16 protein-coding genes are annotated in these 19,179 nt (G+C 72.6%); 10 read left to right on the top strand and 6 right to left on the bottom strand.

Annotation, left to right across the window (positions count from 1 at the left end; translation table 11 throughout):
- Nucleotides 1–35 precede the first annotated feature (35 nt).
- Both LCH29_RS19850 and LCH29_RS19845 read right to left on the bottom strand, forming a co-directional pair.
- On the bottom strand, nt 36–2,204 hold the full coding sequence (locus tag LCH29_RS19850; protein ID WP_446463068.1) for a hypothetical protein: 2,169 nt from the start codon (nt 2,202–2,204) through the stop codon (nt 36–38).
- A gap of 545 nt (nt 2,205–2,749) precedes the next feature.
- Nucleotides 2,750–2,920 (bottom strand): hypothetical protein, encoded by a 171-nt coding sequence (locus LCH29_RS19845; RefSeq protein WP_184502879.1) that lies wholly within the window; start codon nt 2,918–2,920, stop codon nt 2,750–2,752.
- Between the two features lie 178 nt (nt 2,921–3,098).
- Here LCH29_RS19845 and LCH29_RS19840 point away from each other — a divergent pair, with 178 nt between their 5' ends.
- The 4 genes from LCH29_RS19840 to LCH29_RS19825 all read left to right on the top strand — a co-directional run bounded on the left by LCH29_RS19840 (nt 3,099) and on the right by LCH29_RS19825 (nt 9,427).
- Complete coding sequence (locus LCH29_RS19840) at nt 3,099–4,115, top strand: DUF3048 domain-containing protein (RefSeq protein WP_446463067.1); 1,017 nt, start codon at nt 3,099–3,101, stop codon at nt 4,113–4,115.
- A 144-nt stretch (nt 4,116–4,259) separates the two neighbouring features.
- Nucleotides 4,260–6,626, top strand: a complete 2,367-nt coding sequence (locus LCH29_RS19835; protein WP_446463066.1) for a glycosyl hydrolase family 95 catalytic domain-containing protein — start codon at nt 4,260–4,262, stop codon at nt 6,624–6,626.
- Between the two features lie 133 nt (nt 6,627–6,759).
- The gene (locus LCH29_RS19830; protein ID WP_446463065.1) at nt 6,760–8,334 is read left to right on the top strand and encodes a phosphatase PAP2 family protein; all 1,575 of its coding nucleotides are present in this window, start codon (nt 6,760–6,762) and stop codon (nt 8,332–8,334) included.
- Between the two features lie 97 nt (nt 8,335–8,431).
- The gene (locus LCH29_RS19825; RefSeq protein ID WP_446463064.1) at nt 8,432–9,427 is read left to right on the top strand and encodes a DMT family transporter; all 996 of its coding nucleotides are present in this window, start codon (nt 8,432–8,434) and stop codon (nt 9,425–9,427) included.
- A 6-nt stretch (nt 9,428–9,433) separates the two neighbouring features.
- Here the strand turns inward: LCH29_RS19825 and LCH29_RS19820 are convergent, their stop codons facing one another.
- Nucleotides 9,434–10,273: a twin-arginine translocation signal domain-containing protein gene (locus tag LCH29_RS19820; RefSeq protein WP_446463063.1), complete on the bottom strand. Its 840-nt coding sequence runs from the start codon at nt 10,271–10,273 to the stop codon at nt 9,434–9,436.
- Between the two features lie 251 nt (nt 10,274–10,524).
- Between LCH29_RS19820 and LCH29_RS19815 the strand changes: the two genes are divergently transcribed.
- The 3 genes from LCH29_RS19815 to LCH29_RS19805 are packed head-to-tail and all read left to right on the top strand — an operon-like array spanning nt 10,525 to nt 13,901.
- Nucleotides 10,525–11,868: an MFS transporter gene (locus LCH29_RS19815; RefSeq protein WP_446463062.1), complete on the top strand. Its 1,344-nt coding sequence runs from the start codon at nt 10,525–10,527 to the stop codon at nt 11,866–11,868.
- A 30-nt stretch (nt 11,869–11,898) separates the two neighbouring features.
- Entirely contained in the window at nt 11,899–12,570 is a 672-nt protein-coding gene (locus LCH29_RS19810; protein ID WP_446463061.1) for a response regulator transcription factor, read from the top strand.
- Nucleotides 12,561–13,901 (top strand): sensor histidine kinase, encoded by a 1,341-nt coding sequence (locus LCH29_RS19805; protein WP_446463060.1) that lies wholly within the window; start codon nt 12,561–12,563, stop codon nt 13,899–13,901. Before LCH29_RS19810 ends, LCH29_RS19805 begins: the two co-directional genes overlap by 10 nt.
- 223 nt (nt 13,902–14,124) lie before the next feature.
- On the opposite strand, the gene LCH29_RS19800 is transcribed toward LCH29_RS19805, so the two are convergent.
- Nucleotides 14,125–15,060, bottom strand: coding sequence for a TAXI family TRAP transporter solute-binding subunit (locus LCH29_RS19800; protein WP_446463059.1), 936 nt, complete (start codon nt 15,058–15,060; stop codon nt 14,125–14,127).
- 32 nt (nt 15,061–15,092) lie between these two features.
- On the bottom strand, nt 15,093–15,515 hold the full coding sequence (locus LCH29_RS19795; protein ID WP_446463058.1) for an ATP-binding protein: 423 nt from the start codon (nt 15,513–15,515) through the stop codon (nt 15,093–15,095).
- A gap of 270 nt (nt 15,516–15,785) precedes the next feature.
- Between LCH29_RS19795 and LCH29_RS19790 the strand changes: the two genes are divergently transcribed.
- The 3 genes from LCH29_RS19790 to LCH29_RS19780 are packed head-to-tail and all read left to right on the top strand — an operon-like array spanning nt 15,786 to nt 17,769.
- Complete coding sequence (locus LCH29_RS19790) at nt 15,786–16,643, top strand: helix-turn-helix domain-containing protein (RefSeq protein ID WP_446463057.1); 858 nt, start codon at nt 15,786–15,788, stop codon at nt 16,641–16,643.
- Nucleotides 16,644–16,645: 2 nt separating this feature from the next.
- Nucleotides 16,646–16,951 carry a DUF397 domain-containing protein gene (locus LCH29_RS19785; protein WP_446463056.1) on the top strand — a complete coding sequence of 102 codons (306 nt, stop codon included), beginning with the start codon at nt 16,646–16,648 and terminating at the stop codon, nt 16,949–16,951.
- A complete protein-coding gene (locus LCH29_RS19780; protein WP_446463055.1) occupies nt 16,948–17,769 on the top strand; it encodes an SAM-dependent methyltransferase in 822 nt (273 codons plus the stop codon). The genes LCH29_RS19785 and LCH29_RS19780 overlap by 4 nt, the downstream gene beginning before the upstream one ends.
- Before the next feature lie 7 nt (nt 17,770–17,776).
- Here the strand turns inward: LCH29_RS19780 and LCH29_RS19775 are convergent, their stop codons facing one another.
- On the bottom strand, nt 17,777–19,177 hold the full coding sequence (locus LCH29_RS19775) for an ATP-binding protein (protein WP_446463054.1): 1,401 nt from the start codon (nt 19,175–19,177) through the stop codon (nt 17,777–17,779).
- Between the last annotated feature and the right edge of the window lie 2 nt (nt 19,178–19,179).

Below are 19,179 nucleotides of genomic sequence, written 5' to 3'. Positions count from 1 at the left end.
GGGCGGACGGGTGACGCCGTGGGCGGTGCGGGGCCTCAGTGGCGGCTGGTGTCGCCGGGCCCGTACGGCACCGGGTCGCGCACCCCGGCCGGAACGGGCAGCCGGTCGGCGGGCGCCGCGGCGCGCAGGGCGGGGGCCGCGGCGGACGGGTCGTCCGGGACCGCGTCGCCGGGGAGGGTGAAGGTGATCCGGCCGAGGGTGGGCGTGGCCCAGCCCGAGCGCAGCCCGGCGTAGGCGCTGCCGAAGGCGATGGCGTTGCCGGTCTGGGTCGCTTGAGTGCCGGCGGGCAGGGTGGCCGGGGCCTGGGTGCCGCCGGGCGCGGTGACGGTGATGGTGTCGCCGATGCGGTACGCGGTGACGCGCCCGGCGGCCAGGGCATCGTCCCAGGCGGCGCGCTTGTGCAGCTCCTCGCCGACGTCCTTCATCCGCAGGTTGACGAGCGGGGTGTCGTCGGCGAAGAGGCCCTCGTACGCGCCGAGGGTCTTCTCCAGCACCGGGTAGACGATCCGCTCCTCGGCCAGGTTCGACTGGTGGACGTAGTGCGGACGCGGGTCGTTGGCCAGCACATGGCCGAGCGCGATCTTGGACTCCAGCGGCACGATGTACGAGGCGTAACCGGTGGCGGTGTCCAGCGGAGCCTCCAGGCAGGTGGTGGCCGAGGAGGTCTCGCACACCCCGCTTCCCCCGTCGGCCTTCTTCGCGTAGATCCAGTTGTATTCGTCGGCCTGCTCGGCGGCGCGCCCGGCGTTGTAGAAGATGTTCATCGGGTGGCGCGGCACGGTGGTGGCGGGGCCGAGGGTGCGCTGGTCCGGTTCCCGGGAGGCGTCGCTGCCGAGCGAGGTGACGCCGGTGAGGCCGAGGGCGGTCGACAGGTTGGGGTTGTCGTTCGGCTGCTGCGGCAGGGTCTTGAGGCCCGAGTGCTCGCCGGTGACCAGTTCGGTCTTGTCGACGGCGAGGTTCTGGCGGCCCGCCCAGGTGAGGTTGTCGCCGATCTGCCCGGTGATGTCGGTGAGGCCGACGTAGCGGGTGGTGCCGAGGAGGGTGGTGGCGCACTTCCAGGGGACGACGGTGGTGTCCTGCACACAGCCCAGGAAGGGGTGGTTGTAGGTGTGGTTGATCCACCGGAAGGAGCCCTGGTCGGCGACGAGTTGCCGGGCGAGCGGGTCGCTGCCGCCGTTCTCGTCCTTGTAGGCCTCGCTGCCGCCGCCGTTGAAGGCCAGGTCCAGGGTGAGTCCGTGGGCGGTGGACCACTCCTTGGCGTATTGCGCGTCGGCCGCGGTCATCCGGATGGGGTCGTTCTCGACGCCGTTGCCCGCGGTGCCGCAGTCGATGTCGCCGGGGGTGCAGTTGAGTTCGGTGTCCCAGCGGTCGTCGGCGGCGAACACGTCGTCCACGTGGACGGCGAGGTAGTTGCGGTCGGCACCCAGGTGGATTCCCTGGGTCAGCCACTCGACGATGCCGCGGGCCAGCAGCCGGAACTGGCTCTGGTACCGGTTGTAGACGAACGTGACGACCAGTTCGCGGCGCCCGTCGTGGGCGTACTCGCCGACCAGCGAGCCCCGCGCCGAGCTGCCGGGGATGGGCGCGTCCACATAAGCGGTGTAGGTGGCGCCCTCGGCCTGCTGCTCCAGCGGGACGGCCAGATAGCCATAGCTCTCGGTCACGTCAGGGTCGTTGTCCTCGAACGGAACGGTGCCGTCGAGGTAGCCGAACGGGCCCGCGGCGCCGGACGGGGTCACCTTCGCGGTCCGGCCGTCGAGCGACCCGGCGTACCCGGGGCTCTGCGGGGAGTTGAGGCCGACGGCCGGGCGGGCGTAGGTGTACGCGTCGACCTGGCGGATGCCGAACTTCTTCTCGTACGCGGTGAGCGCGGCCATCTCCGCCGAACCGTCCCCGAACGGATTGTCGTTGGGGACCACGACCGCCTGGTACTTGGCGCGCGGCCGTCCGTCGACGGTGTCGCTGAGGAACGCGGCGTCGATGCGCGACCGCCCGGAGGCCGTCAGGTCGACCGTGGTGTACGGGGTGCCGGAGCCGTCGAGTTCGGCCGTGATGGCGGCGGTCGCGGGACCGTGGTCGTCCAGGACCAGGACCCGCAGGTCGATTCTCGGCGTCACGGCCGCGCTCGCGGTGAGTGCCGGAGCGAATGCCGTCAGCAGGACCGCAGCGGCGCATGCCGCGGCAGGCCGGGTCATCCGACCCATGGTGAACTCCCCCCAGGGGCAGCCGCGCAGGGCGCGCGGCGCCGACCGGTGAATGACGCGCGTCGGCACACCGATGGCGGCGTGCCGAGGCGGATGAGCGATGAATGATCCTCGGAAACGCGGCTTCACGCGGCCGGGGCTCCCCTCCCCGACGGCTGATGTCCCTCCCCCTGGCGCCGGTTCACGGACAGCGTCGTCCGGACCGGCTGCGCGGCCGAAGCCGAGACCGCGCAGTCCATATAGTGCGCCATCCCGGCGTAGATCGAATCCACGAACGCCACACAACGCGCCGTCGGCGCCCCCGCGGTGACTGGTTTTCATCGCTCCGGAACAAACGCCCCCGACCACGGCTTCACACATGTGGAGGAGCCGTGAGGATCGGACACCCCTTGTGCCGACTGATCGAATTTTCAGCCTTGGCCAAAGCCCTTCGAATGTCTGTTCCTGCTGTACAGCGGGGGCATCACCCCTCGTGGGCCGCGCCGAAATCGGCTGAATGACGACCGTCCGAATTGTTCTGCATTGCAGCGAATCGGCGGCGCCGCTCAGTCCACACTCTGGAGAATGTGCGGCTCGGCCAGGTCGTCCTCGTAACCGGCGAGGCGGATCGGAGCGGAGCGTGCCCACACCTCCAGACTGCCCACCTCCGGCGGCTCCGCCCGCCGCCCGCCGTTCTCCGCGTGTGACTCGTCGCTCGTGGTCTGCTCGGGGGTCACCGCACACTCCTTCGTGGTCGGCTGAACCGGATCTGTCGTCAGGTTAACCAGCACTTGAAGGCTCCGCCCGTCGATTCCCGAGGACTGGGCAAAGAACGAACACCGCGGCCGAATGCTCCGCGCCAAGTGGCCGCGGGCCACCATCCGTGGTGAGCTGGGACGGGAGGGGGTGGGGCATATGTCCGCCGAACGGATGAGGCCCGGCCCACCGGGCGCCCGGCCCGCGACCCCGCTGCTCGCGGCGCTCGTCGTCCTCGGCCTGCTCGCCCTGCTGGGCGGCTGCCAGGACCAGGGCCGGGACGGCGGCCGGGCCCGGCCCACCGAGCACGCCCGGTCCCCCGCCACCGGGCAGTTCCCCTTCACCGGCCTGTCCGCGAAGCCCGCGCCCGTCCTCGCCGTGAAGATCGACAACGCGAGCCAGGCCCGCCCCCAGACCGGCCTCGGCGCGGCCGACATCGTCTACGTCGAGCAGGTGGAGGGCGGACTGAGCCGCATGCTCGCGGTCTTCTCCAGCCGCCTGCCCACCGAAGTGGGGCCGGTGCGCAGCGCCCGCGAGAGCGACCTCGATCTGCTGCGCCAGTTCGGGCGCCCGGCTCTCGCGTACTCGGGCGTCCAGTCCCGGCTGCGGTCCACCGTGGAGGCCGCGCCGCTGTATCCGCTGCCGCCCGCCACGGCGCCCCGCGCCTATATCCGCGGTACGGAGCACCCCGCGCCACACAACCTCTATGTGCGCCCCGAGACCGCGCTGCGCCTCGCCCCGCACGCCTCGGACGCCTCGGACATCGGCTTCCGCTTCGGCGCCGCGCCACCGGGCGGGGAGCCCAGGAAGCGGCAGTCGGTGCGCTATCCGTCCGCGGGGTTCACCTTCACCTGGTCCGCCGCGGCCAAGCGGTGGCTGGTGGCGATGGACGGCACCCCGGCCCGCACCACCGACGGCGGACGGCTGGGCGCCGCCACGGTCGTGGTGCAGCACACGACGGTGCGCCCGTCGCGTTTCCACGATGTGCTCGGCAGCGTCACGCCCTTCACCGAGACGGTCGGTTCGGGCAAGGCGGTGGTGCTGCGCGACGGCAAGGCGTACGAGACCCGCTGGTCCCGTCCGGGCGCGGGGGGCGGCACCACCTTCACCACCACGGACGGCGACCGGATGACGTTCGCGCCGGGCACGGTGTGGGTGGTGTTCACGGCCCGTTGATCTATCTCGCCCGCCGAAGGCGAGGAGATCCGAGGTATTGCCGTTCCGACAGGCTCGTGGCGGCAAATCGACGCACCGGTCCGGGTCGCTCATCCGATGTTTATCGTGCGCGAGGGCTTCCGGTTCCTCCGGAAGGGCTGCATCATGCCCAGTGGTTCAGCCCGAGGAACTGGAGGCACGTACGTGACCGCACCCACCAGAAGAACCGTCGTCGGTGGCGCCATGGCCGCCGGAACCATCGGGCTCACCGCGCCGGCCACGGCCGCGCACGCGGCCTCCCGCGCGGCCCCGGACACCGCCCGGCGGACGTCGTCCGCCGCGGACCCCTGGACCACCGTCCTCGACGACGCCGACATGGTCTGGCAGAAGATGCCCACGACCTGGTACGAGGGCCCGTACCTCGGCAACGCCCTCCTGGGCTCCGGCATCTACGCCGACCCCGACACCGCCGGGGCCGTCCGCTTCACCATCCAGCACACCGAGGTGCAGGACCACCGCCCCGAGTTCGGCTCCCTCTTCGGGCTCGCCCGGCTTCCGATCGGCCACTTCACCCTGGAGCCGGTCGGCACGGTCAAGGCCGTCGACTGGCGGCTGCGGCTGCGCGACGCCGAGTTGACCGGCACGATCACCACCGACCGGGGCACCCTGACCCTGCGCGCGCTGGTCCACAACTCCCGCTCGGTCATGGCCGTCGAGGTCACCCCCACCCGTGGCGAGACGGGTTTCCGCTGGGTGTTCCACCCGGCCGAGGCCATCAGCCCGCGCGTCGCGTTCAAGCCCGTCCCCGACGGCTACACCGGCAACCCCCCGGCCACCGTCGAGGACCACCACGGCATGCGGGCCGCCGTGCAGCCACTGCTCGCGGGCGGGCAGCACGTGACGGCCTGGCGCGAGCGCGCCCGCTCCGGCCGCCGCACCCTCTATGTCACCGTCGCGCACTCGCACCCCCGCAGCACCGCCCGCGACCGCGCGCTGAAGGCCGTCCGGGCCGCGTCGGCGCTGCCGTACGACGCGCTGGCGGCCACCCACCGCACGTGGTGGCACGCGTACTACCGCAAGAGCTTCCTCTCCCTCCCCGACGCCCGCCTCCAGCGCTTCTACTGGATCCAGCTCTACAAGGTGGCCTCGGCAGCCCGCGCCGACGCGCCCGTAATGGCCACCTGCGGGCCGTGGCTGGAGCCCACGCCGTGGCCCGCCACCTGGTGGAACCTCAATGTGCAGCTGGAGTACTGGCTGATCCACGGCTCCAACCACCTGGAGCTGGACGCGGTGACCCGTGCCCTGAGCGAGTTCCGCGACAACCTCTCCAACCAGCTCCACACCCCGTACCGCAAGGACTCCGCGGGCATCCCGCGGACCACCGACACGCAGCTGGTCAACGGCGCCTCGGTGACGAACGGCGGCTTCGCCGTCGGCATACCCGGCCAGGATCCGCCCACCCCCGAGGTCGGCAACCTCACCTGGGCGCTGCACAACGTGTGGCTCAGCTACCGCCACACCATGGACATCGCGATCCTGCGGGACGTGGTCTTCCCCCTGCTGCGCAAGGCCGTCGCGTACTACCTCCACTTCCTCACCCCCGGCAGCGACGGCAAGCTGCACCTGCCCGCCACCTTCTCGCCCGAGTACGGGGTGAACGCCCCCGACTGCAACTACGACCTGATGCTGCTGCGCTGGGGCTGTGCCACGCTCCTCGACTCGGCGAAGACCCTCGGCGTCGACGACCCGTCGGCACCGCGCTGGCGGGAGGTGCTCACGAAGCTCACCCCGTATCCGGTCGACGAGAACGGCTTCATGATCGGCGCGGGCGTCCCGTTCGCCAAGTCGCACCGCCACTACTCCCATATGCTCGCCGTTTATCCGCTGTACGAGGTGACCTGGGAGGACCCGGACCGGCGCGAGCTGATCGAGACGTCCCTCAACCACTGGGTGGGCTTCGAGGGCGCCCTCCAGGGCTACACCTTCACCGGCGCCGCCTCGATGTCCGCGCAGATGGGGCGCGGCGAGGACGCGCTGAAGTACCTGGGCGAGCTGATGACCCGCTTCATCCAGCCGAACACCCTGTACAAGGAGTCGGGCCCGGTCATCGAGACCCCGCTGTCGGCCGCGCAGTCGCTGCACGACATGGTGTGCCAGAGCTGGGGCGGGGTGATCCGGGTGTTCCCCGCGCTGCCCGCCGCCTGGCGCGAACTCATGGTGCACGACTTCCGCACCCAGGGCGCGTTCCTGCTGAGCGCGGCGCGCGAGGGCGGGGTGACCCGCTGGGTGCGGCTGCGCAGCGAGGCGGGCGCGCCCTGCGTCGTACGGCACTCCCTGCCCGGCAGCATCGAGGTGCACGACGAGCACGGGCGGCGGCTGCCGTACGAGCACGTCGGCGCCGGGACGATCCGCATCGCGCTGGGCAGGCGGCACGAGGCGGTGATCACGGCGCGCGGCGATCACCCGGACATGAGGGTCAGGCCGGTCGAGCCGAACGAGGCGGCGCCACGCTGGGGGCTCCCCGCCTCCTGACGCCACGTCACGTCATACGGGGCGGGGCCGTACGCGCGTACGGCCCCGCCCCGCGCCGCGCGGAACCAAGGGGGATGGATCACACCGTGTGCCGGTGAGGCGTGCCCTGGCCATTCCGGGTTACCCATGAGGCATGGGACCGATCAGTGACATCGACCGGCAGCTGTTCGCGCGGGTCGCGGCCAGCCGGCTGCGCGGCGCTCATCCCCTGCTGCCCCGGCTGAGCCGGGCCGCCGACCACGGCAAGCTGTGGTTCGGCACGGCCGCCGTGCTCGGGATCGCGGGCGGGCGCACGGCGCGGCGGGCGGCGCTGCGGGGCGTCGGCTCGCTCGCGGCAGCCTCGCTGGCGTCGAACATGGTGGTGAAGTGGACCGTGGAGCGCCGCCGCCCGGTGCTGGACGCCGTGCCGCTGGTCCGGCGCCTCCGTCGGCAGCCGTGGACCAGCTCCTTCCCCTCCGGGCACTCCGCCTCCGCGGCCGCCTTCGCGACCGGGGTCGCCATCGAGTCGTCCCGGTACGGCACGCTGGTCGCCCCGCTCGCCGCCGCCGTCGCCGCCTCCCGGGTCTATGTGGGGGTCCACTACCCGAGCGATGTGGTGGCCGGTATCGCCCTGGGGGCCGGGGCCGCCGCGCTCACCTGCCGCTGGTGGCCGCCGCGCCCGGAGGTCCCGGCGCAGGCCCGGCCGCGGGTCTCGGCGCCCGCCCTGCCCAAGGGCGAGGGGCTGGTCGTGGTCGTCAACCACGGTGCGGGCAACGCCGCGCCGGCGGGCGGGTTCACCGACGCCGAGCAGCTCCAACTGCTGCTGCCCGCGGCCGAGATCGTGGACTGCGGACCCGACGACGACTTCATGGCGCTGCTCGGTCAGGCCGCCCGCCGCGCCACCGAGCGGGCCGGGGCGCTGGGGATCTGCGGCGGGGACGGCAGCGTCAACGCGGCGGCCGCGCTCGCCGCCGAGCGGGGGCTGCCGCTGGCCGTCTTCCCCGGCGGCACCCTCGACCACTTCGCGCTGGACATCGGCGTGCCGAACTTCGAGGACACCGCGCACGCGGTGGCCGAGGGCGACGCGGTCGCCGTGGACCTCGCCCGGGCCACCCCGCTCGCCGGAGGCGCCGAAGGGGCCGAAGGCGACGGCACCAGTCACTTCGTCAACACCTTCAGCCTCGGCTTCTACCCCGAGCTGGTCCGCATCCGCGAAAGCTTGCAGGACCGGCTGGGAAAGTGGCCCGCGGCCGCCGTCGCGCTCGGCCGGGTGCTGCGCACGGCCACCCCCATGGAGATCGAGGTCAACGGGCACCCGCGGCGGCTGTGGGTGCTGTTCGTCGGCAACGGCGGCTACTCCCCCGAGGGGTTCGCGCCCGCGTACCGCCAGCAGCTGGACGACGGGCTGCTCGACGTCCGGGCCATCGACGGGGACCAGCCGCTGGCCCGTACCCGGCTGCTGTTCTCGGCGCTCACCGGCACGCTGGGGCGCTCGCGCGTCTATACGACCCGCCGGATGCGGCAGCTGCGGCTGACCGGCCTGCACGCCCTGGACACCCGTGCCTACGACGGCGAGGTGGCCGCGGAGCCCGCGGAGGCGCTGCTGATCGACAAGCGGCCCGGGGCGCTCACGGTCTACCGGCCCGCCCAGCCGCAGAACGAACTGCTCCAGCGGGCCCGCACAGCCGCCGCCAAGGCGAAATGGTGGCGCGCAGTACTACGCAAGTAGTAGGAGGAAGTCTGTGCTCAAGGACGACGACGGAGTGGGGTCCGACCCTCAAGGATGAGGGCATGGACGTTGACGGATCGGCCCAGGGGGCCTCGACGTGACCTCGCTCGCGCTGTCGGTGCTGCTGGCACTGGTCTCCTCGGTGTGCTACGCCGCCGGGGCCATCCTCCAGGAGCATGTCGCGGCGACCACGCCGCCGGGCGCCACCGGCGCGCTGCGGCGCGGGAGCTGGTGGACCGCGGTGACCCTGAACGGGGCCGGGGCCGTCCTCCATGTGATCGCGCTGGCCTACGGGCCGCTGAGCGTGGTGCAGCCGCTGGGCGCCCTCACCATCGTCTTCGCCCTGCCGATGGCGGCGGTGTTCGTACGGCGCCCGGTCGGCACGGCGGGGTGGCGGGGCGCGGTGCTGGCCACCGCGGGTCTTGCGGGGCTGCTGTCGCTGACCGGTTCGTCGCGGTCCCAGGCGCTGTCGGACGGGGAGCGGTTCACGCTGGCCGTGGTCACGCTCTCCGCCATCGCGGCGCTGGCGCCGGCCGCGCGGTGGCTGCGGCCGGGCGGGCTGCGCGGGGTGCTGCTGGCCATCGCCGCGGGGACCGCCTTCGGCGTCTCCTCGGTGTTCGTCAAGAACGTCGCCGTGGAGGGCATCTGGGGCTCCTGGGCCGACGCGCTGCCCAGCCTCGTCATGATCGGACTGCTGGCCGGGAGCGGGGTGCTGCTGTCCCAGGCGTCGTACCACGGCGCCGGGCTGGCCTCGCCGCTCGCGACGGCCACGGTGGTCAACCCCGTGGTGGCGACGGCCGTGGGCATCGCCATGCTGGGCGAGCACTTCCAGTACGGCACACCGGGCACGCTGCTGGCGTTGCTCGCGGCACTGGTGGCGAGCACGGGACTGGTGATGCTGACGGTGCACGGCGCGGAGACCGGGGCGGACACCGTGCGGCGGCCGGAGGACGACGGTCCCGACGACCGGCCGCCCGGCCCCAGGGCCCCGGAGGCTCCGCCCCGGCTGACCCGCCGGATCCCCCGGCCCCGGCACCCGGCCCGCAGGCGCACCCCCGACCGCGGCGAGGCGGTGCTCCAGACGCACGGATAGGGGGTGTCAGCTGGTGCGGTTCCGGCCGACGTACACGTTCCGGGCCCGGTAGTACGTGTCGCCGCCCGGGCCGGAGGAGCCCGAGGAGCCGTCCATCTGGAGGTTGATGATGAGCCACAGCGGCTTGCCGACGAAACCGGCGCCCCGGTGGACGGCCTTCCAGGTGCCGTCCAGGTAGTAGTGGATGTCCACGTCCGTGGCGTTCACCTTGGTGATCCAGGCGCGGTAGGTGTGCCAGTTCCCGGGGCCCGAGACCCCGACGATCGTGCTGGACACGTCGGAGGAGCTGCGGAAGGTGTTGAACCAGTTGTTGGCGTTGCCCTTGAACTCCAGGATGTCGCTCTCCGGCGGCCAGCTGTTGACCCCCGTCAGCCAGAAGGCGGGCCAGGTCCCGGCCGCGCTCGGCGCCTGGAACTCGCCCTTGACCTCGTAGTCGGGGAACTGGTCGGTCACCACGATCTGGTTCTTCGCGTGCACCGCGCCCGAGTGGTAGCGGATCGGGAGGTGCGGGGACGAACTGCTGGTGCCCTCGTCCCAGGTGATGCGGGTGGCCTTCAGGGTGAGCACCCCGGAGGCGAGCGTGATGTGGTTGTGGTCGGTGGAGCTGCCGTACATCCGGGCGCTCCCGTTGTGGTCGGAGCCCCAGGGATAGAGGTAGTTCCACTCCGCCTCGAAGGCGCCGTAGCTCCCGAAGGAGCCGTTGATCACGTCTTCCCAGGTCGCCGCCGGTGCGGCGGCGGCCGGGCGGGGCCACCCGGCCAGGGCCGCGGCCCCGCCGAGGGCGGCTGCTCCGCCGAGGAATCTCCTGCGTCCGTACGACTCGCCCGGTGCTGACACGCCACGCATGGCCGCCTCCCGAAGTCCGAAACTTCGAACACAAGCAAACAGGAGCCACCACAATCCCGCGGCCCCCAGAAGACGTCAACGGTTCGGGACGGAGCCCGGCGGGGAAAGGTCCGGCGCGGGACGGTGTGTTAACCGGACGTTAGCTCTCGGTCCGGAGTCTGTACGCCGGCCCCTGTCCGCACCGACGCTGCGTTGCGCGACGACCGCCTCAACGAGCGGCCGACCCGCTTCCGCACGTACCTGGAGGCCCAGTGAGCGACACCGGCTCAGCAGCACACCCCCGTACCCCCTGGCGAGCCGTGCTCGGCGGCTCGATCGGCAATCTCGTCGAATGGTTCGACTGGTTCGTCTACGCCAGTTTCGCCACCTACTTCGCCGGTGCCTTCTTCCCCAAGGGCAATGACACCGCGCAACTCCTCAACACCGCGGGCATCTTCGCCGTGGGATTCTTCATGCGCCCCATCGGCGGCTGGCTGTTGGGCCGGTACGCCGACCGGCGCGGGCGCAAGGCCGCGCTCACCCTCACCGTGACGCTGATGTCGGCCAGCGCGCTGCTCATCGCCATCGCGCCGACATATGACCAGGTGGGCTACTTCGGCGCGTTCATCCTGCTGGTGGCCCGGCTGCTCCAGGGGCTCTCGGTCGGCGGCGAGTACGCGGCCAGCGCCACCTATCTCACCGAGGCGTCCCAGCCCGGCCGCCGTGGCTTCGTCTCCAGCTTCCAGTACGTCTCCATGACCATGGGCCAGCTCATCGGCCTCGGACTGCTGATCATGCTCCAGCGCACCATGTCCGACGGCGAGTTGCACTCGTACGGCTGGCGCATCCCGTTCATCGTGGGTGCCGTGGCCGCCGCGGTGGTCTTCTGGCTGCGGCGCAACCTGCTGGAGACCGAGGCGTACACCGAGGAGGAGGACACCGGCGGGGGGACGGCCGAGCGCGGGACCCTTCGCCAGCTGCTGCGCCACCGCAAGGAGGCGGCGCTGGTCATCGCCCTGACCATGGGCGGCACGGTCGCGTACTACACGTACACCACCTACCTCACCAAATACCTGTCGAACACCGCCGGGCTGAGCAAGTCCGACGCGTCGCTGGTGAGCTTCTGCGCGCTGTTCCTGTTCATGCTGATCCAGCCGGCGGCCGGATCGCTGTCGGACCGGATCGGCCGACGGCCGCTGCTGATCACCTTCGGCTTCGGATCGATGCTCGGCACCGTGCCCATCATGACCGCGCTCGCGAACACCGACACCTTCCTCGGCGCGCTGGTGCTCTCGCTCGCCGCGCTGGTCATCATCACCGGCTACACCTCCATCAACGCGGTGGTGAAGGCCGAGCTGTTCCCCACCCGCGTCCGGGCGCTCGGGGTGGCCCTGCCGTACGCGCTGGCGAACGCGCTGTTCGGCGGTACGGCGGAGTATGTGGCGCTGTGGTTCAAGAAGGCCGGTGCGGAATCCGGTTTCTACTGGTATGTCTCCGGCTGCGCCGCCGTCTCGCTCATCGTCTACCTCACCATGCGCGAGACCCGGGACACCGCCCTCACCAGGGAAGCGGCCGAGAAGGAAGCCGCCGACAGCCTGCGGAAGACCGCTGTCTGAGCCCTCGGCGCGCCCCTTACCCTGAAGCCCATGCACGTACTCCTGGTCGAAGACGACGACCGGCTGGCGGCCGCGCTGACCTCGGCGCTCGACCGGCTGGGGCACCAGGTCGTCCGCGCCGGGCGCGCCGATGACGCGCTCCGGCTCAAGGACGGCGCCGACTTCGTCCTGCTCGACCTGGGGCTGCCCGACATGGACGGGCTGGAGGCGCTGCGCAGGCTGCGCCGCGCCTCCGCCGTCCCGGTCATCGTGGTCACGGCCCGCGCCGCCGAGCGGGACGTACTGCGGTCCCTGCGCGGCGGCGCCGACGACTACCTGGTCAAGCCGTTCCGCACGGCCGAGCTGATCGCGCGCATGGAGGCCGTCGTACGGCGCGGCACCCGGCCGCTCACGGCCGCGGGCCCGGTGGTCGCGGTCGGCGGCGTACGCATCGACCTGGCCACCCGGCAGCTGGAGGTGGACGGCCGCCCCGTCGCCCTCACCCGCCGGGAGTTCGACGTGCTGGCGCTGCTCGCCCGCGAACCCGGCGTCGTCCGCAGCCGGGAGGAGATCCTGGACGCGATCTGGGGCGATCTGCTGCTGTCGGCGTCCCGCTCCCTCGATGTTCATATTGCGGGAATCCGTTCCAAGACCGGCCGTCCGGAGCTGGTGGAAACGCTGCGCGGCACCGGATACCGGCTGGGAACCGGCGGATGCACCTGAGGATCCTGACGGTCTACACCGTGCTCATCGCGTGCCTGGTGGCCGCGCTCGCGGTGCCCTTCGCCCGCGCGTACTCCTCGCACCGCACCGGGCAACTGCTGCTGGAACGGCGCGCGGACGCGACCCGCCTCGCCGAACTCGCCGATCAGGCGATCCGTGACGGGTACACCACCGGGCTCGCCCAGGAGGTCTCCCGCTACCACGGGCTGTACGGCACCGCGGTGGAGATCCGGGGCCGGGACGGCGAGCGGGTGGCGGGCGGCGGGGCCTGGGAGCGCGAGCCCGCCGAGCGGGCGCTGTCCGGCCGTACCACCGGAAGCCTGCCCCTGGTCACCCCGTTCGGCCCGGGGTCGGTGGTGATCGCCGAGCCGGTCGGCCGGGACGCCCAGGTCTCCGGCGTGGTCCTCATGCGGGTGGCCACGGCCACCGCCCGGCGCGAGGTGGCGTTCGTCTGGGCGGCGGTCGCGGGCGGCTCGCTGATCGCGGTGGCCTGCGCCCTGATCGCCGCGCGCCGCCTCGCGCGGTGGATCCTGCGGCCGGTGACCGAACTGGACCTCACCACCCGGGCGATCGCCGAGGGCCGGATGGACGCCCGGGTGCGCGACGGCGGCCACGGCCCCGCCGAGCTGCGGCTGCTGGAGCGGCGGTTCAACGCCATGGCCGACGCGGTCTCCACCGCCCTGGAGCGGCAGCGCGCCTTCGTCGCGGACGCCTCGCACGAACTGCGCACCCCGCTGACCGTCCTGTCGCTGCGGCTGGAGAACCTGGAGCCGCACCTGCGGAACAGCGGGACCGTCGACTACGCCGAAGCGCTCGCGGAGGTCGACCGGCTGGCCGAGCTGCTGGAAGACCTGCTGGAGCTGGCCCGGGTGGAGGCCGGGGCGGCCGCCCCCGAGCCGATCCCGCCCGCGGCGCTCGCCGCGCGGCTCGGCACCTGGCGCGAGGTGCACGCGGCGCGGGGGCTGACCCTGGTGGTGGACGTCGACCGGGCGGGCCCGGACGCCCCGCCGCTGCCCGCCCCGGCCGCCCGGATCGCGGACATCGCGCTGGACAACTCGGCCAAGTTCGTGCCGTCCGGCGGCACGGTCACCGTCTCGCTCGACGCCGACGGGGCGCTGCGGATCGCCGACGACGGCCCCGGGCTCGCCCCCGAACAGCTGGCCGCGGCCCCCGGCCGCTTCTGGCGCGCCCCGGACCACGGAAACGTCCCCGGCAGCGGCCTGGGCCTGGCCATCGCCGCCGAGCTGGCCCGCTCCTGCGGCGCCGAGCTGACCCTGCGCTCCGCCGAGCCGCGCGGCCTGGTGGTGGAGCTGCGCCTGCCGGTGGGCTGAGGGGCCTCTCCCCTACCCCGCCCCTTCCCGAAACGGGGGACACCCCCCGCCCCCGGCGCCGCCACCCCGCGGCAGCGGCAGGCGAGCGCACCGCCCAGGGGTGTGCTCCGCCGTGCGAGCCGCCGCGCCCCGCGGCGCCCGGCGAGACGGTCGAGCGCCCCCGGATGGGGAAGCCGCCCCGGGGCCGCTCGGCAGCGGCCGGAAACCGCTGCGGGCCGGGCCGTCAGCCGTAGGCGGCGCGGTAGTAGGCGGCCGCGCCCGGGTGGAGGGGGACGGTGCCGGTGCCGATGGCGTACCGCTCGTCCAGGCGGCTGCCCGGCGCGTCCGGCACCGGCAGCCGGTCGCGGCGCTCGAAGAGCACCTCGGTGAGCGCGCGGGCCGTACCGTCGGCGAGCCCTGAGCGGCAGACGAGATAGCTGGGCGTGCCCACGGTGGGGGTCGGCCCCCGCATCCCGTAGACACCGGCCGGGACGGAGACCTCCTCGTAGACCGGGCCGTGGTCGCGGCGCAGCGCGCGGGCGAGCCCGCCGAGGGGGATCAGGCGGACCGGGCGGCGGCGGGCGAGCCGGGAGATGGCCCAGGTGGGGGCGCCGCCGGACCAGAAGAAGGCGTCCACCTCCCCGTCGGTGAGCGCGTCGGCGGAGGCGCCGAGCCCGAGGCGTACGGCGCGGACGTCGCGCACCCCGGCGGTGCCGAGCACCCGTCCGGCGGTCGTCGAGGTGCCGGATCCGGCGGCGCCGAGGGAGACCGTGCGCCCGGCCAGCTGGGCGGGGTGCTCGATCGTGGAGTCGGCGGGCACGACCAGGTGCAGATAGTTGAGGTACAGCCGGGCGAGGGCCGCGACCGCGATCTTCCGCGGGAAGAGGCCGTGCCCCGCGGCGGCGTCCGCCGCGCTGTCGGCGAGGGTGAGCGCGAGGTCGGCCCGGCCGGCGCCGAGCATGCGCAGGTTCTCCACGCTCGCCGCGGTGGTGAGGACCCGCACGGTGAGCCCGTGGTGGGCGCGGTGCGCCTCGGTGGCCAGTCTGCTGCCGAAGGTGGCGTAGGGACCGCCCCGTGGGCCGGTGGCCAGCCGCACCCGGGCGGAGGGCCCGGGGTCCGAACAACCGGCGAGCCCGCCCGCGGCGAGCGCCAGCAGCAGGCGGCGTGGGACGGTGTGCACCCGGCGATGCTAACCGCCGGAGTCCGTACAGGTCAGCGGGCCAGCGAGGTGAGCTGGGCCCACACCACGCGGCCGCCCGCCGCCCCCGGCCGGTCGCCCCAGGCCTCGGTCAGGGCGCGGACGAGGGCCAGGCCGCGGCCGCTCTCGTCCTCGACGCCCGCCTCCCGGGGCATGGGGCCGAGCGGGCCGCCGCCCTGGTCGGCGACCTCGACGTACAGCGAGCGCCGCTCCTGGGCGCGGAGCACGCAGAGGATCTGGTCGCTCGCGGTGTGCACGAGCGCGTTGGTGAACAGCTCGGACATCACCAGCTCGGCCGCGCCGCACACGTCCTCGTCGAAGCCCCAGTGGGGCACCCGGTTCCGGACGAGCCGTCGCGCGGCGGCGACCGAGGCACCCCGGGCGGGCAGTTGCAGACTCTCCTGGTGAAGGGCCGTATCAACGCCGGCGGAGCTCATGTGAGGGGCCATTGTCGAGCGTTGACGCAATGCCACGGCCATGTGCCTTCCGTCCGTCTGCCTGTGGGGGCGTGAATGCCGCCCGTACGCGACTGCCGCAAGTGCGCGACAGGACAGCCACGTTGGGACCGGTCACGACGCCACTATCGTTCCTGCGAGCATCAGTTGGCAAGGCGCGTTCTGCAAAATGCAGAATGGCCAACGCAGTCTGTGCCGCCCATACCGAGCATGGCACACTGAGACGCACAACACCGTCGGAGGAGGTATGACGTGGGTGAAGCGCGGTCTGCCCCGACCGTCGGGCAGATGGTCCTCGGCATGCGGCTGCGGCACCTCCGCGAGCGGGCCGGAGTCAGCTATGACACGGCCGCCAAGGCGCTGCATGTCAACCAGACCACCGTGCGCCGGATGGAGAAGGCCGAAGTCGGCCTGAAGCTCCCGTACGTCGAGAAGCTCCTACTGACCTACGGCGTCGGACAGGACGAGGTGGAGTCCTTCCTCGGACTCGTCGAGGAGGCCAACAGGCCGGGCTGGTGGCACCGGTTCCGCGATGTGCTGCCGGACTGGTTCAGCCTCTACGTGAGCCTGGAGGGCGCCGCCAGCCGGATCCGCGCGTACGAACCGCACTTCATCCCCGGTCTGCTCCAGACGGAGGACTACGCCCGCGCGCTGCTGCGCATCGGCTTCCCGCAGGGCACCGAGCAGGAACTCGACCGGCGGGTCGCCCTGCGGATGGAGCGTCAGGAACTGCTCTCCAGACCCGACGGGCCGCATCTGTGGGCCGTCATGGACGAGACGGTGCTCCGTCTGCACATCGGCGGGCCGAAGATCATGCGCGCTCAGATCGACCGGCTCGTCGAGGCCATCCAGATGCCGAATGTGACCCTCCAGGTGGTGCCGTTCGCCGCCGGGCCGCATCCGGGCATGGGAGGTCCCTTCCAGCTGTTCCGGTTCCAGATCCCGGAACTGCCGGACATCGTCTACGCCGAGGGCCTGACCGGCGCCGGCTATCTCGACCAGCGCTCCGATGTGGCCGCCTATCTGGAGGCACTGGACCAGATGAGCACCCGGGCCACATCGGCGCGGCGCACGGAGGGCTTTCTCCGAGAGATTCGCAAGGAGCTGTGACTGTGGATCAGGTAGAAGACGTCTACAACGGCATGCCGGCCACCCGTCTGGCGACGGAAGGCTGGCGCAAGCCCTGGAGCGGCCCCAACGGCGGTGCGTGCGTGGAGGCCCTGAGGCTGCACGACGGGCGGATCGCCCTGCGGCAGTCGACGGACCCCGACGGCCCCGCGCTGATCTACACCCACCACGAGATGGAGAAGTTCATCCAGGGCGCCAAGGCCGGTGCCGCGGACTTCCTCCTCACCCGACCCGACAACACCAACCTGGCCACCTCGGCGGCTAACGCACCGGAACGGAGGGCGGCGTGACCGACTACGGACTCGCCCCGGACCAGCAGATCGACACCAGCAAGCCGCACTCGGCTCGGATGTACGACTTCTACCTCAACGGCAAGGACCACTACGAGGTCGACGCGGAGGCCGCCGGCAAGGTGCTGTCGGTCTACCCGACCGTCAAGCTCAACGCCACGGTCAACCGCGGCTTCATCCACCGGGCGACGCGCTGGCTGGCGGCCGAGGCGGGCATCCGGCAGTTCCTGGACATCGGCACCGGCATCCCCACCGAGCCGAACCTGCACCAGGTCGCCCAGAGCGTGGCCCCGGAGGCCCGGGTCGTCTACACCGACTACGACCCCATCGTGCTCGCCTACGCCCAGGCCCTGCTGCGCGGCACCCCCGAGGGCCGCACCGCGTACGTCCAGGCCGATGTGCGCGAACCGCAGCGGATCATCACGGCGACCGAGCTGCGGGAGACGCTGGATCTGAGCAAGCCGGTCGCGATGTCGGTGAACGCGCTCTTCCACTTCATTCCGGAGGAGGAGAAGCCGTACGAGCTCGTACGTGAGCTGATGGGCGCGCTCGCCCCGGGCAGCTATCTGATGCTGACGCACTCCACGGCCGACTTCCACGCGGAGACGTGGCAGAAGGTGATCGCCGTCTACAAGGAGAGCGGCATATCCTTCACGACCCGCAGCAAGAGCGAGGTCGCCGCGTTCTTCGACGGTCTGGAGCTGGTCGATCCGGGCGTCTCGGAGCCGCACGCCTGGAAGCCGGACCCCGGCGACCGCCCGGACGAGATCCGCAGCGCGGACATCAACATGTGGGCCGGGGTGGCCCGCAAGCCGTAGCCGAGGGCTACGGCTCCTCGGGGCCGTCCACGGTGAAGCCCAGGACCGCGCCACCCCCGGAGCGGGGGCGGGCGAAGACCGTGCCGCCGTGCGCGAGGGCCACCTCGCGCACGATGGCAAGCCCCAGCCCGGAGCCGGGCAGGCTGCGGGCGCCGGGCGAGCGGTAGAAGCGGTCGAAGACCCGCTCGCGGTCCTCCTCCGCGATGCCCGGCCCCCGGTCCCGTACCTCGACGCGGTGCCCGCTCACCACGACCTCGACGGGCCCGGTGCCGTCCCGGTCGAACTTGGCGGCGTTCTCCACCAGGTTGGAGACCGCGCGCAGCAGGGCGGCCGGGTGGCCCTCGACGAGGGTGTCGCCCGTGGCCCGTACCGTGATGTCGCGGCCGGTGCGCCGGCGGGCGAGGGTCGCGGCCTTGGTGGCGACCTCGTCCAGCGACACCTCCGTGCGCGGTTCGTCGTCCCGCTGACCGGCCGCCAGGTCCACCAGCTCGTTGACGAGGTCGGTCAGCTCCCGGGTCTCCCCCGCCAGATCGGCCAGCAGCTCGTCGCGCGCGGCGGGCGGCAGCTGCTCGAAGCGGCTCAGCAGCGAGATGTTGGTGCGCAGCGAGGTGAGCGGCGTGCGCAGCTCGTGTCCGGCGTCCTGGACGAGGCGCCGCTGGTCGTCCTTGGAGCGGGCGAGCCTACCGAGCATGCCGTCGAACGCCCGGCCCAGCCGTCCCACTTCGTCGTCCCCGGTGACCGGGACCGCCACCTCCATCCGGCCGGTGACCGCGACGCCCTCGGCGACCCGGGTGAGCCGGGTGAGCCGCCGGGTGATGCGTCCGGCGAGCCACCACCCGGCCAGCCCGGCGGCCAGGATGATCGCGACGACGAACAGCGCGGTGCGCTTCTGGAGTTCGCGCAGCAGATCCTCGGTGTCGCTGATCTGCTGGGCGACCTGCACGGCGCCGCGGTGGTCACCGAGCGCGACGGTGGCCATCCGGTAGTCGTCCTCGCCGATGGAGACGTTGCGCTGCCGGGTGGTGCCCGCGGTGGCGGCCGCGGCGGTCTCCCGGTCCTCGTCGCCGACCGGCAGCGGCGGCTTGCCCTCGTCGTAGACGCCGCCCCGGCCGCCCAGCACCTGGACGTCCATGCGGCTGATCCGGCGCAGGTCGTCGCGGAGCCCGTACGGCACCGGGACCTCGGAGGGGTACTGCCGCAGGATCACCTTCTGGCCGCGGACCTGGGTCCGCAGATCGCGGATGACGTCGGTGAACGCCGACTTCTGGTCGACCCGCACCAGCCCGGCCGCGGCGTCGTAGCTGAGGAAGCCCACCAGGAGGGTCACCACGGACGCCACCGCCGCGAAGGACAGCGCGAAGGTGGTGTGCAGGCTGGGCCGTGGATGACGGCGGATGGGGAAGCGCACGT

The sequence above is a fragment of the Streptomyces sp. BRA346 genome, assembly GCF_052851135.1.
Note: the sequence above shows the minus strand (reverse complement) of the source record. Positions and strands in the feature narration are given on the sequence as shown.

What these genes read in the sequence shown, in the direction of transcription:
- LCH29_RS19850 (WP_446463068.1), bottom strand. Translation starts at nt 2,204, where the DNA reads ATGGGTCGGATGACCCGGCCTGCCGCGGCATGCGCCGCTGCGGTCCTG.
- LCH29_RS19840 (WP_446463067.1), top strand. Translation starts at nt 3,099, where the DNA reads ATGTCCGCCGAACGGATGAGGCCCGGCCCACCGGGCGCCCGGCCCGCG.
- LCH29_RS19835 (WP_446463066.1), top strand. Translation starts at nt 4,260, where the DNA reads ATGCCCAGTGGTTCAGCCCGAGGAACTGGAGGCACGTACGTGACCGCA.
- LCH29_RS19830 (WP_446463065.1), top strand. Translation starts at nt 6,760, where the DNA reads ATGGGACCGATCAGTGACATCGACCGGCAGCTGTTCGCGCGGGTCGCG.
- LCH29_RS19820 (WP_446463063.1), bottom strand. Translation starts at nt 10,273, where the DNA reads ATGCGTGGCGTGTCAGCACCGGGCGAGTCGTACGGACGCAGGAGATTC.
- LCH29_RS19810 (WP_446463061.1), top strand. Translation starts at nt 11,899, where the DNA reads ATGCACGTACTCCTGGTCGAAGACGACGACCGGCTGGCGGCCGCGCTG.
- LCH29_RS19805 (WP_446463060.1), top strand. Translation starts at nt 12,561, where the DNA reads ATGCACCTGAGGATCCTGACGGTCTACACCGTGCTCATCGCGTGCCTG.
- LCH29_RS19795 (WP_446463058.1), bottom strand. Translation starts at nt 15,515, where the DNA reads ATGAGCTCCGCCGGCGTTGATACGGCCCTTCACCAGGAGAGTCTGCAA.